This is a genomic window from Bacillus sp. FSL W8-1202, from assembly GCF_038006165.1.
Lineage (GTDB): Bacteria > Bacillota > Bacilli > Bacillales > Bacillaceae > Bacillus > Bacillus subtilis.
Genome location: NZ_JBBOUR010000001.1, coordinates 968724 through 982734 on the forward strand (window position 1 = coordinate 968724; position 14011 = coordinate 982734).

12 protein-coding genes and 2 pseudogenes are annotated in these 14011 nt (G+C 44.8%); 8 read left to right on the forward strand and 6 right to left on the reverse strand.

The window, feature by feature from the left end:
- Positions 1-17 precede the first annotated feature (17 nt).
- Positions 18-1023 (reverse strand): annotated as a pseudogene (locus NSQ09_RS04925) (polysaccharide pyruvyl transferase family protein).
- Between the two features lie 92 nt (positions 1024-1115).
- On the reverse strand, positions 1116-2264 hold the full coding sequence (locus tag NSQ09_RS04930; RefSeq protein WP_017697264.1) for a glycerate kinase: 1149 nt from the start codon (positions 2262-2264) through the stop codon (positions 1116-1118).
- Between the two features lie 195 nt (positions 2265-2459).
- Here NSQ09_RS04930 and gntR point away from each other — a divergent pair, with 195 nt between their 5' ends.
- The 6 genes from gntR to ahpF all read left to right on the forward strand — a co-directional run bounded on the left by gntR (position 2460) and on the right by ahpF (position 10126).
- Complete coding sequence (gene gntR, locus NSQ09_RS04935; protein WP_015715035.1) at positions 2460-3191, forward strand: gluconate operon transcriptional repressor GntR; 732 nt, start codon at positions 2460-2462, stop codon at positions 3189-3191.
- Entirely contained in the window at positions 3184-4725 is a 1542-nt protein-coding gene (gene gntK, locus NSQ09_RS04940) for a gluconokinase (RefSeq protein WP_015715036.1), read from the forward strand. Before gntR ends, gntK begins: the two co-directional genes overlap by 8 nt.
- Before the next feature lie 28 nt (positions 4726-4753).
- Complete coding sequence (gene gntP / locus NSQ09_RS04945) at positions 4754-6100, forward strand: gluconate permease GntP (RefSeq protein ID WP_003243139.1); 1347 nt, start codon at positions 4754-4756, stop codon at positions 6098-6100.
- Positions 6101-6122: 22 nt separating this feature from the next.
- Positions 6123-7529, forward strand: coding sequence for a decarboxylating NADP(+)-dependent phosphogluconate dehydrogenase (gnd, locus tag NSQ09_RS04950; RefSeq protein WP_017697263.1), 1407 nt, complete (start codon positions 6123-6125; stop codon positions 7527-7529).
- A gap of 490 nt (positions 7530-8019) precedes the next feature.
- A complete protein-coding gene (gene ahpC, locus NSQ09_RS04955) occupies positions 8020-8583 on the forward strand; it encodes an alkyl hydroperoxide reductase subunit C (RefSeq protein WP_015483942.1) in 564 nt (187 codons plus the stop codon).
- A 13-nt stretch (positions 8584-8596) separates the two neighbouring features.
- Positions 8597-10126 (forward strand): alkyl hydroperoxide reductase subunit F, encoded by a 1530-nt coding sequence (gene ahpF / locus NSQ09_RS04960; protein ID WP_043858375.1) that lies wholly within the window; start codon positions 8597-8599, stop codon positions 10124-10126.
- A gap of 111 nt (positions 10127-10237) precedes the next feature.
- Here ahpF and bglA read toward each other — a convergent pair whose 3' ends face one another.
- From bglA to NSQ09_RS04975, 3 genes and pseudogenes are all read right to left on the reverse strand, one after another.
- On the reverse strand, positions 10238-11677 hold the full coding sequence (bglA, locus tag NSQ09_RS04965; protein ID WP_069964434.1) for a 6-phospho-beta-glucosidase BglA: 1440 nt from the start codon (positions 11675-11677) through the stop codon (positions 10238-10240).
- Positions 11678-11762: 85 nt separating this feature from the next.
- Positions 11763-11912, reverse strand: a complete 150-nt coding sequence (locus NSQ09_RS04970) for a PTS glucose transporter subunit IIA (RefSeq protein WP_224588604.1) — start codon at positions 11910-11912, stop codon at positions 11763-11765.
- Positions 11913-11935: 23 nt separating this feature from the next.
- A pseudogene (locus tag NSQ09_RS04975) lies at positions 11936-12092 on the reverse strand (PTS transporter subunit EIIB); the annotation flags it as partial.
- A 152-nt stretch (positions 12093-12244) separates the two neighbouring features.
- On the opposite strand from NSQ09_RS04975, the gene NSQ09_RS04980 reads away from it, so the two are divergent.
- Both NSQ09_RS04980 and NSQ09_RS04985 read left to right on the forward strand, forming a co-directional pair.
- Positions 12245-12955, forward strand: coding sequence for a GntR family transcriptional regulator (locus NSQ09_RS04980; protein ID WP_341030613.1), 711 nt, complete (start codon positions 12245-12247; stop codon positions 12953-12955).
- A gap of 28 nt (positions 12956-12983) precedes the next feature.
- On the forward strand, positions 12984-13142 hold the full coding sequence (locus NSQ09_RS04985) for a hypothetical protein (RefSeq protein WP_009968424.1): 159 nt from the start codon (positions 12984-12986) through the stop codon (positions 13140-13142).
- Between the two features lie 133 nt (positions 13143-13275).
- Here NSQ09_RS04985 and NSQ09_RS04990 read toward each other — a convergent pair whose 3' ends face one another.
- Positions 13276-13998 (reverse strand): peptide ABC transporter permease, encoded by a 723-nt coding sequence (locus NSQ09_RS04990; protein ID WP_003226987.1) that lies wholly within the window; start codon positions 13996-13998, stop codon positions 13276-13278.
- Positions 13999-14011: the final 13 nt, after the last annotated feature.

Genomic DNA, 14011 nt, shown 5'->3' on the forward strand with positions numbered 1-14011 from the left:
AGGGCAGTCTTTTTCGTTTAAGAAGCAAAAAAATCAATCAGCGGCTGAAAGTCCTTAGATAAATCAACGTCATTCGGTTCTGCTTGAAGCAGGCGGTCAATCAGGCCCTCCAGCTCCCCAACATCATTCTTATCGGTATACTCAATGAAGTTTAAGCTTTCAAGCCAATCCCGATATGAATGTTTGGCTTTGCCATAGCTGTTTCCAAAGACAAGGCAAGGTGTTTTGGTGATAATCGAGAAAATCATCGCGTGAAGGCGGTCGGTAATCACCAATTTACTGGAGCCGATGCGGTCCAGCATCTCCATAAAATGCTTTTCACGATCGGCGTAATCGATGGTGTCGACCGTATCCAGCACCGTATCGGTACGCTCTGTGTAAGTTGTTTTTTCTGCCCATTTCTTCATCTGTGAAATAAAATCTTCGTCAGTCACTTTCTCCTTATCCGCTCTTAAAATAAAGAGAACGCCGTCCCACTCAAGCTCTCGCGGCACAATGTCCAAGGAAAGCACCATGTCCGGCGTAAAGATCACATTGGAATTGAAGGTCTCTTTCACCACATCCAGTGTTTGCGTCTCACGCGCAGCAATCGTTAAGTTTGTATTTTGATGGTACGCATCCTGTGTTTTTTTCTTTTCCTTCTGTCCTTCCTCTGTATCCTCAAAAAGAGAAATCGATTTGTAGTCTTTAAACGCCGAAAAGACCTTTCTTCTGTCTTCCTCAATATCGAGATAAAGGTTTCCTAAGTTCCCTCCGCCTGTAAAGCAGTTCACGAATGATCTCCTTCACCAGTTCAATGCCCTCATCCGTCGCATAATCCATAATCTCAATGTATTCATAATACGGAAAATGATTTTTGATAAATTTCTCTTCCGCATACGCAATCGCTTGGTCGCCAATGTTTGTGTAACTAGGGGAACCAAACAAAAATACTTTTCGTTTATCATTTAACAGAGCTTCCGGCTCCACACTTGGCGCAATGCCTTTTACTAGTTTTTTGCCTTTGATTTCTTGTACAGTCATATCTGCGTCCTCCTTCTGGGATGAATTCCTCATTGTGTGTTAACTGTCTCTACCCAAAAAGAAGGATGGCTATGCATTGGCGTGTGCATCGGCTATATCAGAAACATCGTTTTCGCCAATTTGATAGTCGCTGCAATGTCCCGCGCCGTTCTTTCCATATATTCCGCGGCATGTTCAAACGCGTCTTCTAGCGGCACGGCTCCGGGGACGATGCTGAAAAGCGCATCGATTCCGTGCTGGTAGACGGCATCACTGTCTCGTGATATTGATCCCGCAATGCCGATGACAGGCACATCGTATGATTTAGCCGCCTTGGCTACGCCGATCGGCGTTTTTCCATGAACCGTTTGGCTGTCGATCCGTCCCTCGCCGGTAATCACAAGATCTGCATCCTGAACGATACTTTCAAAATCAATCGCATTAAGGACAATATCAATGCCTCTTTTCAGGTCAGCCTGAAGATAAGTCAGCAGGCTCCATCCAAGACCGCCCGCTGCACCGGCGCCCTCTGTATCTCGGAAGGTTGATCCGAGCTCTTTTTCTGCCATATCAGCGAAATGGCTTACGTTCTGGTCTAGTACATCCAGCATGTCGGCCGTCGCGCCTTTTTGCGGCCCGAAAACAGCCGTAGCGCCCTTTGGTCCTGTTAACGGATTGTCCACGTCACAGGCAACTTCCAGTTTGACATTCCGCAATCTGGAATCAAGCCCGCTAACATCTATTGATGCAAGCTGAGATAACGCGCCGCCCCCCGGGCCAATCTCGCGGCCTGAGTTATCAAGAAGCCTTACGCCCAATGCCTGAATCATCCCGGCTCCCCCGTCGTTCGTGGCGCTTCCGCCGATTCCGATGATCAAACGCTCCGCTCCCGCATCAAGAGCTGCCCCGATTAATTCTCCCGTTCCCCTTGTTGTAGTGATGAGCGGATTTCGCTTATCTACAGGCACCAGATGCAGCCCTGAAGCAGCAGCCATTTCAATCACAGCTGTTCTCCCATCTCCCATCATGCCAAAGAAAGCTCTCACCGGTTCCCCCAGCGGCCCTGTGACAACTTGCTCTATGATCCTTCCGTTGGTCGCATCGACCAGAGATTGAACGGTTCCCTCGCCGCCATCCGCCACCGGCAATTTTCTGTAATCAGCACCCGGAAAGACCGATTTGAAACCTCTTTCTATCGCTTCGGCTGCCTCCAGAGCTGATAAGCTTTCCTTAAAAGAATCAGGTGCAATGATGATTTTCATCCAAATCGCCTCTTTCAAAACATGATTCACTTACGCTAGTTATCTCCAATGTACCATATTCCATTTAGAAATAAATACCATAATGATTGGGAAAAATTTTATTAAAAATTAGAAATGAAAGTGTTTGCATAAAAGAAATATTCACGTTATCATACTTGTATACAAGTATACTTCTTGAGTGAGGAAGGTGAGTGTATGCTAGACTCCAAAGACCTGTTGTATCCCGCAAAATGGCTCTCAAAAGCGTCAACCGGGGTTCGTGTCGCATACGAGCTGAGAATGCGGATCGTTTCAGGTCTGATTGAAAGCGGTACCATTTTATCAGAAAATACAATCGCCGCCGAGTTTTCAGTAAGCCGTTCGCCGGTTCGCGAAGCGCTAAAAATACTCGCATCCGAAAAAATCATCCGCTTAGAACGAATGGGAGCGGTCGTAATTGGTTTAACTGAGAAGAAAATCGCGGAAATTTATGATGTGCGGTTACTATTAGAAACATTTGTCTTTGAACGGCTTGTCAAAATAGACATTGAGCCTTTAGTTAAGGATCTCAGCAAAATTCTTGAAATGATGAAAGTCTCAATCAAATATGAGGACGCTGACGAATTTTCATTTCAAGATGTGCTGTTCCATGAAACGATTATCCGAGCGATTGATCATTCATACATTCAGATGATCTGGAACAATCTAAAACCCGTCATGGAAAGCTTTATTCTTTTATCGATGCGGGTACGGTTAAAGGAAAAGTATGAAGACTTCACAAGGATCTTAGATAACCACGAGCTTTATATTCAAGCCATCAAAACAAAGGATAGGGTGCTGATGATTCAGTCTCTTCACCAAAACTTTGATGATGTGCAGGATAAGGTAGAAGACCTATGGCTCTCACAACAAATGCTGGCAAAAGGAGCTGAATACAACAATGACTAGTTATATGTTAGGAATCGATATCGGCACGACAAGCACAAAAGCTGTGCTGTTCAGTGAAAACGGGGATGTGGTACAGAAAGAAAGCATCGGCTACCCGCTCTATACACCGGACATCTCAACAGCAGAACAAAATCCGGAAGAGATTTTTCAGGCAGTCATCCATACAACAGCGAGAATTACAAAACAGCATCCCGAAAAACGGATCTCTTTCATTTCGTTCAGCAGCGCCATGCACAGCGTCATTGCAATCGACGAAAATGACAAGCCGCTGACGCCATGCATCACATGGGCCGACAACAGAAGTGAAGGCTGGGCGCATAAGATCAAGAAGGAATTGAACGGACATGAGGTGTACAAACGGACGGGAACACCGATTCATCCGATGGCACCGTTAAGTAAAATTGCCTGGATCACGAATGAAAGGAAAGAAATCGCTTCCAAGGCAAAAAAATATATCGGCATCAAAGAATACATTTTTAAACAGCTGTTCAATGAGTATGTCATCGATTACTCATTGGCATCAGCGACAGGCATGATGAACCTGAAAGGCTTGGATTGGGACGAAGAGGCACTGCGCATCGCAGGCATCACGCCGGATCACTTATCCAAACTCGTGCCGACAACCCAGATCTTTCAGCACTGCAGCCCGGAAATAGCGATCCAAATGGGAATCGATCCGGAAACGCCTTTTGTCATCGGGGCCAGCGACGGCGTGCTGTCCAACCTCGGCGTCAACGCCATTAAAAAGGGCGAAATCGCCGTCACCATCGGTACAAGCGGTGCCATCCGGACGATTATTGACAAGCCGCAAACCGATGAAAAAGGGAGAATTTTTTGCTATGCCTTGACGGACAAGCATTGGGTTATTGGGGGACCTGTGAACAATGGGGGCATCGTCCTTCGCTGGATCAGAGACGAGTTTGCCTCCTCCGAAATCGAAACAGCGACACGGCTGGGCATTGATCCATATGACGTGCTGACGAAAATTGCCCAACGCGTCAGACCCGGTTCTGACGGTCTGCTGTTCCACCCATATCTCGCCGGAGAACGCGCTCCGTTGTGGAATCCGGATGTACGCGGCTCATTTTTCGGCCTGACCATGTCGCATAAGAAAGAGCATATGATACGCGCGGCATTGGAAGGCGTCATTTACAACCTGTACACGGTGTTCTTGGCGTTAACTGAATGCATGGATGGCCCGGTAACCCGCATCCAAGCGACAGGGGGATTTGCAAGGTCGGAGGTTTGGCGCCAAATGATGTCGGATATCTTCGAATCAGAGGTTGTCGTTCCGGAAAGCTACGAAAGCTCATGTCTCGGCGCCTGCATTTTAGGCCTGTATGCAACAGGAAAAATTGACTCTTTCGACGCCGCGTCCGACATGATCGGCAGCACATACAGACATACGCCGATCGAAGACTCAGCCAAGGAATACAGAACATTAATGCCGATTTTCATCAATCTATCAAGATTATTAGAAAATCAATATACACAAATTGCAGATTATCAGAGGGGCTTAATCACACACAAATAGTACATGACATGAAGGGGAGGGCATTACCATGCCGTTAATCATCGTTGCACTTGGGATCTTAGCATTACTATTTCTGATTATGGGCTTAAAATTAAACACATTTATTTCCCTGCTGGTCGTATCGTTCGGCGTGGCACTGGCACTCGGGATGCCGTTCGATAAAGTTGTCAGCTCCATCGAAGCAGGAATAGGGGGGACTCTTGGCCACATCGCGCTCATCTTTGGACTCGGTGCGATGCTGGGCAAGCTGATCGCGGATTCAGGAGGCGCACAGCGCATTGCGATGACGCTCGTCAACAAATTCGGTGAGAAAAATATTCAATGGGCCGTTGTCATTGCCTCATTCATTATTGGGATTGCGTTATTTTTTGAAGTAGGACTGGTTCTATTAATTCCGATTGTCTTTGCGATTTCAAGAGAATTGAAGATTTCTATTTTATTTCTCGGAATCCCGATGGTCGCTGCACTATCCGTCACACACGGTTTCCTGCCGCCGCACCCGGGACCTACGGCGATCGCCGGTGAGTATGGCGCAAACATTGGAGAAGTGCTGCTGTACGGCTTTATCGTTGCTGTTCCGACAGTGCTCATCGCAGGGCCGTTATTTACAAAGTTCGCGAAAAAAATCGTTCCTGCATCATTTGCGAAAAACGGCAATATTGCATCACTCGGCACACAAAAAACGTTTAACCTTGAAGAAACACCCGGCTTTGGAATCAGTGTCTTTACCGCAATGCTCCCGATTATCATCATGTCGGTCGCGACCATTATCGACCTGCTTCAAGAAACAATCGGGTTTGCAGATAACGGCGTTTTAGCTTTTATCAGATTGATTGGAAACGCATCGACTGCTATGATTATTTCGTTATTGGTCGCAGTCTATACAATGGGCATCAAGCGCAACATTCCAGTCAAAACCGTGATGGATTCTTGTTCAACTGCCATTTCACAAATCGGCATGATGCTTTTGATCATCGGAGGAGGCGGCGCCTTCAAACAAGTGCTGATCAACGGCGGTGTCGGCGATTACGTAGCAGACTTATTCAAAGGAACGGCATTATCGCCAATCATTCTGGCATGGCTCATCGCGGCGATCCTGCGCATTTCTCTAGGATCAGCGACTGTTGCCGCACTAAGCACAACAGGTCTGGTCATCCCGTTATTGGGCCATTCTGATGTTAACCTGGCGTTAGTCGTGCTCGCAACAGGCGCCGGAAGTGTCATCGCTTCACACGTCAATGATGCCGGCTTCTGGATGTTCAAGGAATACTTCGGATTAAGCATGAAAGAAACATTCGCCACATGGACATTGCTGGAAACCATTATTTCCGTTGCTGGACTGGGATTCATTTTATTGTTAAGTTTAGTTGTATGAAATTAAGAAGGAGCTGTAACACATGTTCAATACGATTGGTGTCATAGGCTTAGGCGTAATGGGAAGCAACATCGCCTTAAACATGGCAAATAAAGGTGAAAACGTCGCTGTCTATAATTACACCAGAGATTTAACGGACCAGCTTGTCCAAAAGCTGGATGGACAATCTCTCAGCCCGTATTACGAGCTTGAGGACTTTGTTCAATCGTTAGAAAAACCAAGAAAAATCTTTTTGATGGTCACAGCGGGAAAACCCGTAGATTCCGTCATCCAATCATTAAAGCCTTTGCTTGAAGAAGGCGACGTCATCATGGATGGAGGAAACTCCCATTATGAAGACACAGAAAGAAGATATGACGAGCTGAAGGAAAAAGGGATCGGCTACCTGGGAGTCGGCATTTCCGGCGGTGAAGTCGGTGCGTTAACAGGGCCTTCCATCATGCCGGGCGGAGATCGCGACGTCTATGAGAAAGCCGCTCCTATCCTGACGAAAATCGCAGCCCAAGTCGGAGATGACCCTTGCTGTGTCTATATCGGACCAAAAGGGGCAGGGCACTTTACAAAAATGGTGCACAACGGCATTGAATATGCCGACATGCAGCTGATTGCAGAAGCGTATACGTTTCTAAGAGAAACGCTTCGTCTGCCGCTAGATGAAATTGCATCTATTTTTGAAACATGGAATCAAGGTGAGCTGAAAAGCTATTTAATAGAGATTACAGCTGAGATTTTACGCAAAAAAGACGAAAAAACAGGACAGCCTCTGATCGATGTCATCCTTGATAAAACCGGCCAAAAAGGCACTGGAAAATGGACGAGCATGCAGGCGATTGATAACGGCATCCCGTCCACGATCATCACAGAGTCCTTGTTCGCCCGCTACTTGTCATCCTTAAAAGAAGAACGGATGGCAGCTCAAGACGTATTAGCAGGCCCGGAATCCGAAGAAAAACACTTGGATAAAGACACCTGGATTGAATACGTCAGACAGGCTCTTTACATGGGGAAAGTATGCGCCTATGCACAAGGCTTTGCCCAATATAAGATGTCATCTGAGCTTTACGGCTGGAATCTGCCGCTCAAAGACATTGCCTTGATTTTCCGAGGCGGCTGCATCATCCGCGCTGATTTCCTAAACGTGATCAGCGAAGCATTCAGTGAGCAGCCAAATCTGGCTAACCTGCTGATCGCGCCTTATTTCACAGATAAGCTCCATGCCTATCAAACAGGCCTGCGAAAAATCGTTTGCGAGGGTATCAGCACCGGAATCGCTTTCCCATGCTTAACTACCGCGCTCTCTTATTACGACGGCTACCGCACAGGGCGTTCCAATGCGAACCTCTTGCAGGCGCAGCGCGATTACTTTGGCGCTCACACGTACGAACGGACTGATATGGACGGCGTTTTCCATACGAATTGGTCTGAATAACCTGTCATCAAAAACACGGTCAGTTTCAACTGAACCGTGTTTTTTTCATCTATGATTTCTTCTATCTCAAACAACAGAAGACAAGAGTTATGTTTTAAATATCATAAACAGTGATACAATATTAGCTAGAAACAATCCCCAAGATGATCATGTGACAACATGCCTGCTGTTCCGTTCTATTCTGCTCTTGGCCATTGTCCTTTGCCCCTTGTCCAATGGTGTCATAAAATGTTCAAATGCCAAAACGGCCTGTCATTCTGATTTACAAAAGTCCCTGAAAACCTTGTCTAATTGAGAATCAACCCATATCAATCATCTCATCTGTTATAAAAGAAATACCTAAATCCTACCTGTCACACCTTTAGTAAGATCAAAAAAAGTAGGTTATCGCTTGACAAAAAATATATATTAATTAATAATTCATATATAATTAGAATTATTATTGAAAGCGGATATGCTTTCTAATACATTTTTAGGAGGAATATACATTATGTCTTTAATCGGTAAAGAAGTACTTCCATTCGAAGCAAAAGCATTTAAAAACGGTGAATTCATCGATGTAACAAACGAAGATTTGAAAGGCCAATGGAGCGTATTCTGCTTCTACCCAGCAGATTTCTCTTTCGTATGCCCAACTGAGCTTGAAGATCTTCAAGAACAATATGCTGCACTTAAAGAATTAGGTGTTGAAGTATACTCTGTTTCTACAGATACTCACTTCGTACACAAAGGCTGGCATGACAGCTCTGAAAAAATCGGCAAAATCACTTACGCAATGATCGGTGACCCATCTCAAACAATTTCTCGCAACTTCGATGTTCTTGACGAAGAAACTGGTCTTGCTGACCGCGGAACATTCATCATCGATCCAGACGGCGTTATCCAAACTGTTGAAATCAATGCAGGCGGTATCGGCCGTGACGCAAGCAACCTTGTAAACAAAGTAAAAGCAGCTCAATACGTTCGTCAAAACCCAGGTGAAGTTTGCCCGGCTAAATGGGAAGAAGGCGGCGAAACTCTTACACCTAGCCTTGATCTAGTAGGTAAAATCTAAGGAGTGCATTCAATTGGTACTTAATGCAAATATCAAAGCACAATTAAATCAATATATGCAGCTAATTGAGAATGACATTGTTCTCAAAGTTAGCGCAGGCGAAGATGACATTTCAAAGGACATGCTGGCTCTCGTTGATGAGCTGGCTTCCATGTCATCGAAAATTTCAGTTGAAAAAGCTGAATTAAACAGAACGCCAAGCTTCAGTGTCAATCGTGTCGGAGAAGACACTGGCGTAACTTTCGCTGGTATCCCTCTGGGCCACGAATTCACATCATTAGTGTTGGCGTTGCTCCAAGTGAGCGGCAGACCGCCTAAGGTGGACCAAAAAGTCATTGATCAGGTGAAGAAGATCAGCGGTGAATACCACTTCGAATCTTATATCAGCCTGACATGTCACAACTGTCCTGATGTTGTACAAGCTTTAAACATGATGAGCGTGCTGAATCCGAACATTACGCACACGATGATTGACGGTGCAGCATACAAAGCAGAAGTTGAAAGCAAAAACATCATGGCAGTGCCGACCGTTTACCTGAATGGCGAATCCTTCGGAAGCGGCCGTATGACGCTTGAAGAAATCCTTGCGAAAATGGGCAGCGGCGCAGATGCATCTGAGTTTGCTGACAAAGAGCCGTTTGACGTTCTTGTTGTCGGAGGCGGACCTGCTGGTGCAAGTGCAGCGATCTACACTGCACGTAAAGGCATCCGCACTGGGGTTGTCGCTGAACGCTTCGGCGGACAGGTTCTCGACACCATGAGCATCGAAAACTTCATCAGCGTCAAAGCGACGGAAGGGCCGAAGCTTGCGGCAAGTCTTGAAGAGCATGTGAAGGAATATGATATTGATGTTATGAACCTTCAGCGTGCGAAACGCCTTGAGAAGAAAGATCTGTTCGAACTTGAACTCGAAAATGGCGCTGTCCTGAAAAGTAAAACAGTGATCCTTTCAACAGGTGCACGCTGGCGCAATGTCAACGTACCCGGTGAACAAGAGTTCAAAAACAAAGGTGTCGCATACTGCCCGCACTGTGATGGGCCATTGTTTGAAGGCAAAGACGTTGCGGTAATCGGCGGCGGAAACTCTGGTATCGAAGCAGCGATTGATCTTGCAGGTATTGTCAATCACGTTACTGTACTAGAATTCGCGCCGGAACTGAAAGCAGACGAAGTCCTGCAAAAACGTCTCTACAGCCTGCCTAACGTTACTGTCGTGAAAAACGCACAAACAAAAGAAATCACAGGTGATCAGAGTGTTAACGGCATCACATATGTAGACCGCGAAACAGGCGAAGAAAAACACGTTGAACTTCAAGGTGTATTCGTCCAAATCGGTCTCGTGCCAAACACAGAATGGTTAGAAGGAACGGTTGAACGCAACCGCATGGGCGAAATCATCGTCGACAAACACGGCGCAACCAGCGTGCCAGGCTTATTCGCTGCCGGCGACTGCACAGACAGTGCGTACAATCAAATCATTATTTCGATGGGATCAGGAGCAACGGCCGCTCTCGGCGCGTTTGATTACCTAATCCGTAACTAATATAAGAAATCCGCTATATTGCCAGATTGGCAGGATAGCGGATTTTTCTTTTTCTACAGAAAAAACCCGAACCAGGCACTACGGTAAAAGTGCTCGATTCGGGCCAGCTTCTTATAGTTCCTCGCCGTTCGTTTGAATGACATTTTTGTACCACTCAAAGGAATCTTTCTTATACCGCTTCATGGATCCGTTTCCTTCATTGTCACGATCAACATAGATCATGCCGTAGCGTTTTTTCATTTCGCCAGTTGTGAAGGAGACAATATCAATAATGCCCCACGGCGTGTAGCCAATTAAATCAACACCGTCGTACGTGACCGCTTTTTCCAATGCTTCAATATGCGATTTTAAATATTGAATGCGTTCCGGATCATGAACCTTGCCGTCCTCCTCCAGCGTATCCACTGCGCCAAAGCCATTTTCAACGATGAATAACGGGATTTGGTATCGGTCATAAAAACGATTTAACGTATATCTCAGCCCGGTTGGATCAATCGCCCATCCCCAGTCACTCGAAGTGATGTACGGATTTTCGACACCATTCGGCAAGCCGCCATTTACAATATCGCCAGTGTTATCATTTTTCACATCGCTTTTCACAGTTGTTGACATGTAATAGCTGAAGCCTAAGTAATCGACGGTTCCGTTTCTTAAAATCTCATCATCGCCGTCTTCGAATGTGATGTTGTAGCCTTCGCGTTCAAATTCCTTCAACGCGTAGCTTGGATAATAACCGCGAACCTGTACATCAGGGAAGAAATAGCGCTGCCTCATTTCTTCTTCAGCCAGCATCACATCTTCAGGATTGGAGGAGAAAGGATAAATCGGCACGTGTGATACCATGGCCCCGATCTGGAACTCTGGATTGATGTCTTTTCCTTTTGCCACTGCTAAGGCGCTCGCCACTAGTTCGTGGTGTGCCGTTTGATACATGACCTCCTTGGCGTTTTCGTTTTCGCCAACCACAACACCTGAATTCGTCCATAGGAACAACGGATTGTTCACATCCATTTGGTTGTTGATCTCGTTAAATGTCATCCAGTACTTTACTTTATCTTTGTAACGGGTAAAGCAAGCCTCTGCAAAGTTGACGAAGAAGTCCACGACTTTCCGGTTTCTAAAGCCGCCATATTCTCTTGCCAGGTGCAGCGGCATTTCAAAGTGAGACAGGGTAATGACCGGCTCGATCCCATGCTTCAGCAATTCATCAAACACATCATCATAAAACTGCAAACCAGCTTCGTTCGGTTCAGCCTCATCGCCTTTCGGAAAAATCCGGCTCCAGCCGATGGACGTCCGCAGACATTTTAATCCCATTTCCGCAAACAAAGCGATATCTTCCTTGTATCTGTGATAGAAATCAATGGCTTCATGGTTTGGATAAAATTCGTTTTCTTCAATCGTGTCCGTGATTTTTCTCGGCACGCCGTGCGCACCCGCTGTCATCACATCGACGACACTCGGCCCTTTACCGCCTTGATTCCATCCGCCTTCAAATTGGTGGGCAGCTAAAGCACCGCCCCATAAAAAATCCTTTGGCATGTTTCCCATGTTTAATTCCTCCTCAGCTTACGACTGTAAATATTTTTTGATGTAATGCACTTTCCTCAATCTCTTCAATGAAAGCTTATCAAACTCAACAAGCACTTCGCCTTTTTTCGGTATCGCCTTCTTTTACCTTCAAGGAAAAAGACGTGCCGTCTAATGTCACTCTATCCAGTCCGATGTGCGCAAGCAATTCGACGCCGGACGCTGAACGCAGGCTTTGTAGGCGCCACCATGACAACCGTAATGACGGCGGGATGGTAGCATCGATTTCACGATATCCTTCGCTTTAGGGGTAGACCGCTTCAGCCAATCGAAGTCTGGTAGCGCAGCGAGAAGCCCCAATCACATTCTCTTCCCCGCCTACGGCCTCTAAAATGTCTTTTGCTAGTCTCGTATAATCTCTCACTTTCCCCGACATTTCACCCACCCCGTTTTGGTTGCGCTTTCATTATAATTGTACCGGTATAATATATCAATACCGAAACAAAATATTTACGCACTTACTATCATTGTAAGCGGTTTATGCTATAATTTTGGCAGTGAAACTAAACGAATAAATGAGGAATGCGTATGTTAAAATACCAGCAAATCGCAGCGGAAATTGAAACATATATAGAAGAACACCAGCTTCAGCAGGGAGACAAACTGCCAGTCCTGGAAACCCTCATGGCCCAGTTTGAAGTCAGCAAAAGCACCATCACAAAGTCCCTGGAGCTATTAGAGCAAAAAGGCGCGATCTTTCAGGTCAGAGGAAGCGGCATTTTCGTCAGAAAACATAAACGAAAAGACTATATCAGCCTTCTGTCGAATCAGGGATTTAAAAAAGACCTCGAGGATTTCAACGTCACCTCAAAAGTTATCGAACTGGACGTGAGAAAGCCAACTCCGGAAGCGGCGGAAAACCTGAACATCGGAATGGACGAGGACATCTACTATGTCAAAAGGGTCCGCTACATCAACGGCCAGACCCTTTGCTACGAAGAGTCTTACTACAACAAATCGATCGTGACGTATTTAAACAACGAAATCGTCTCCCACTCCATCTTCCATTACATCCGGGAAGGACTGGGGTTGAAGATTGGTTTTTCTGATTTGTTTCTGCACGTGGGCCAGCTTAATGAGGAAGAAGCGGAATATTTGGGATTAGAGGCTGGACTGCCGAAGCTGTATATAGAAAGTATTTTTCACCTGACAAATGGGCAGCCGTTTGATTACTCGAAGATTTTGTATAATTATAAGCAGTCGCAGTTTGTGGTACAGGCTAATAGTTTTTTATTATAGGGCTGCTTCACTATGGAAGGTGATCGACATGTACAAAATTATCATTCCTGCCATACTAGCCATCTTTGCGCTCTGGATACTCTTACAGATTTCACTAGAGATGAGCATCGTTAAGAATCCAATGAACTACTTTATCGTATTCATTATCTTTTTCCTCTTTGTAAAGATGGTGAAAGAAAAACAATAATAGTTTGGGCGATGCAAACAGAAAAACATCCTTCCCTTAACAAACTCAGCCAGTCACATGCATTAATCTTGATGTTAATGGATATATAGGTGCACATAAAGGAAGCTACTTCACTGTGAAGTAGCTTCCTTTATTAAATGCCCATTTTGATCCATCTAGTTTTAGAAAAGCGAAGGATAATCGCATTTATGATAATAATTGAAACTAAATACAAAATAATAAATAAAACATCATTACTCCCAAGTGTCATGTTATCAGATTGCAGCACTCTTTCTATTCGGGGATACATAGTGTTACCTGCCTCAAAAGGAGCAATGAAACCAAACGTTTTATTGCTTATAGCTACTAAGATAACAGAAGTCATCCAATAAACGATACTGACACCTATACTAATTAATATATTAGGACATAACATGCTTATAGTTCCGATAATTAGAATATACTGCAGTATAACTGCAGAAAATAAAAAAAGTAATAATGCAAAATGCGAAAAATCATGGTACATCAACGATATGATTAGCAGGCCTAGCGCTATAAATGCAAAACATTCTAAAAATAAAACAGCTATCTTTTTATAAAAGAAAGTATAGATGTTCTCTCCAATTAATTTGTAAAAGAGAATATTTTTGTTTGAATACTCTCTATTAATAAAGAAAGCTATAACAAATGAAAATAACATCAAACCAAACTGGGTCGCAACAGTATAGGAGCTAAAGAAAAACATTTCAGGTGTAACATTGCTGACTTTATCAATTCCAACAAGTAAAAAATAACCCAGCAAAAATAAAAATACAAACATTGCTCCTAAAATAATGATAACTTTGTTGCTGATACTCTTTTTAAACTCTAATTTCATCTCAAGCCCCCAC

Coding starts and splice junctions, on each gene's coding strand:
- gnd (WP_017697263.1), top strand. CDS start 6,123: ATGTTCAATACGATTGGTGTCATAGGCTTAGGCGTAATGGGAAGCAAC.
- ahpC (WP_015483942.1), top strand. CDS start 8,020: ATGTCTTTAATCGGTAAAGAAGTACTTCCATTCGAAGCAAAAGCATTT.
- gntR (WP_015715035.1), top strand. CDS start 2,460: ATGCTAGACTCCAAAGACCTGTTGTATCCCGCAAAATGGCTCTCAAAA.
- gntP (WP_003243139.1), top strand. CDS start 4,754: ATGCCGTTAATCATCGTTGCACTTGGGATCTTAGCATTACTATTTCTG.
- NSQ09_RS04990 (WP_003226987.1), bottom strand. CDS start 13,998: ATGAAATTAGAGTTTAAAAAGAGTATCAGCAACAAAGTTATCATTATT.
- NSQ09_RS04930 (WP_017697264.1), bottom strand. CDS start 2,264: ATGAAAATCATCATTGCACCTGATTCTTTTAAGGAAAGCTTATCAGCT.
- NSQ09_RS04985 (WP_009968424.1), top strand. CDS start 12,984: ATGTACAAAATTATCATTCCTGCCATACTAGCCATCTTTGCGCTCTGG.
- NSQ09_RS04980 (WP_341030613.1), top strand. CDS start 12,245: ATGTTAAAATACCAGCAAATCGCAGCGGAAATTGAAACATATATAGAA.
- gntK (WP_015715036.1), top strand. CDS start 3,184: ATGACTAGTTATATGTTAGGAATCGATATCGGCACGACAAGCACAAAA.
- bglA (WP_069964434.1), bottom strand. CDS start 11,677: ATGGGAAACATGCCAAAGGATTTTTTATGGGGCGGTGCTTTAGCTGCC.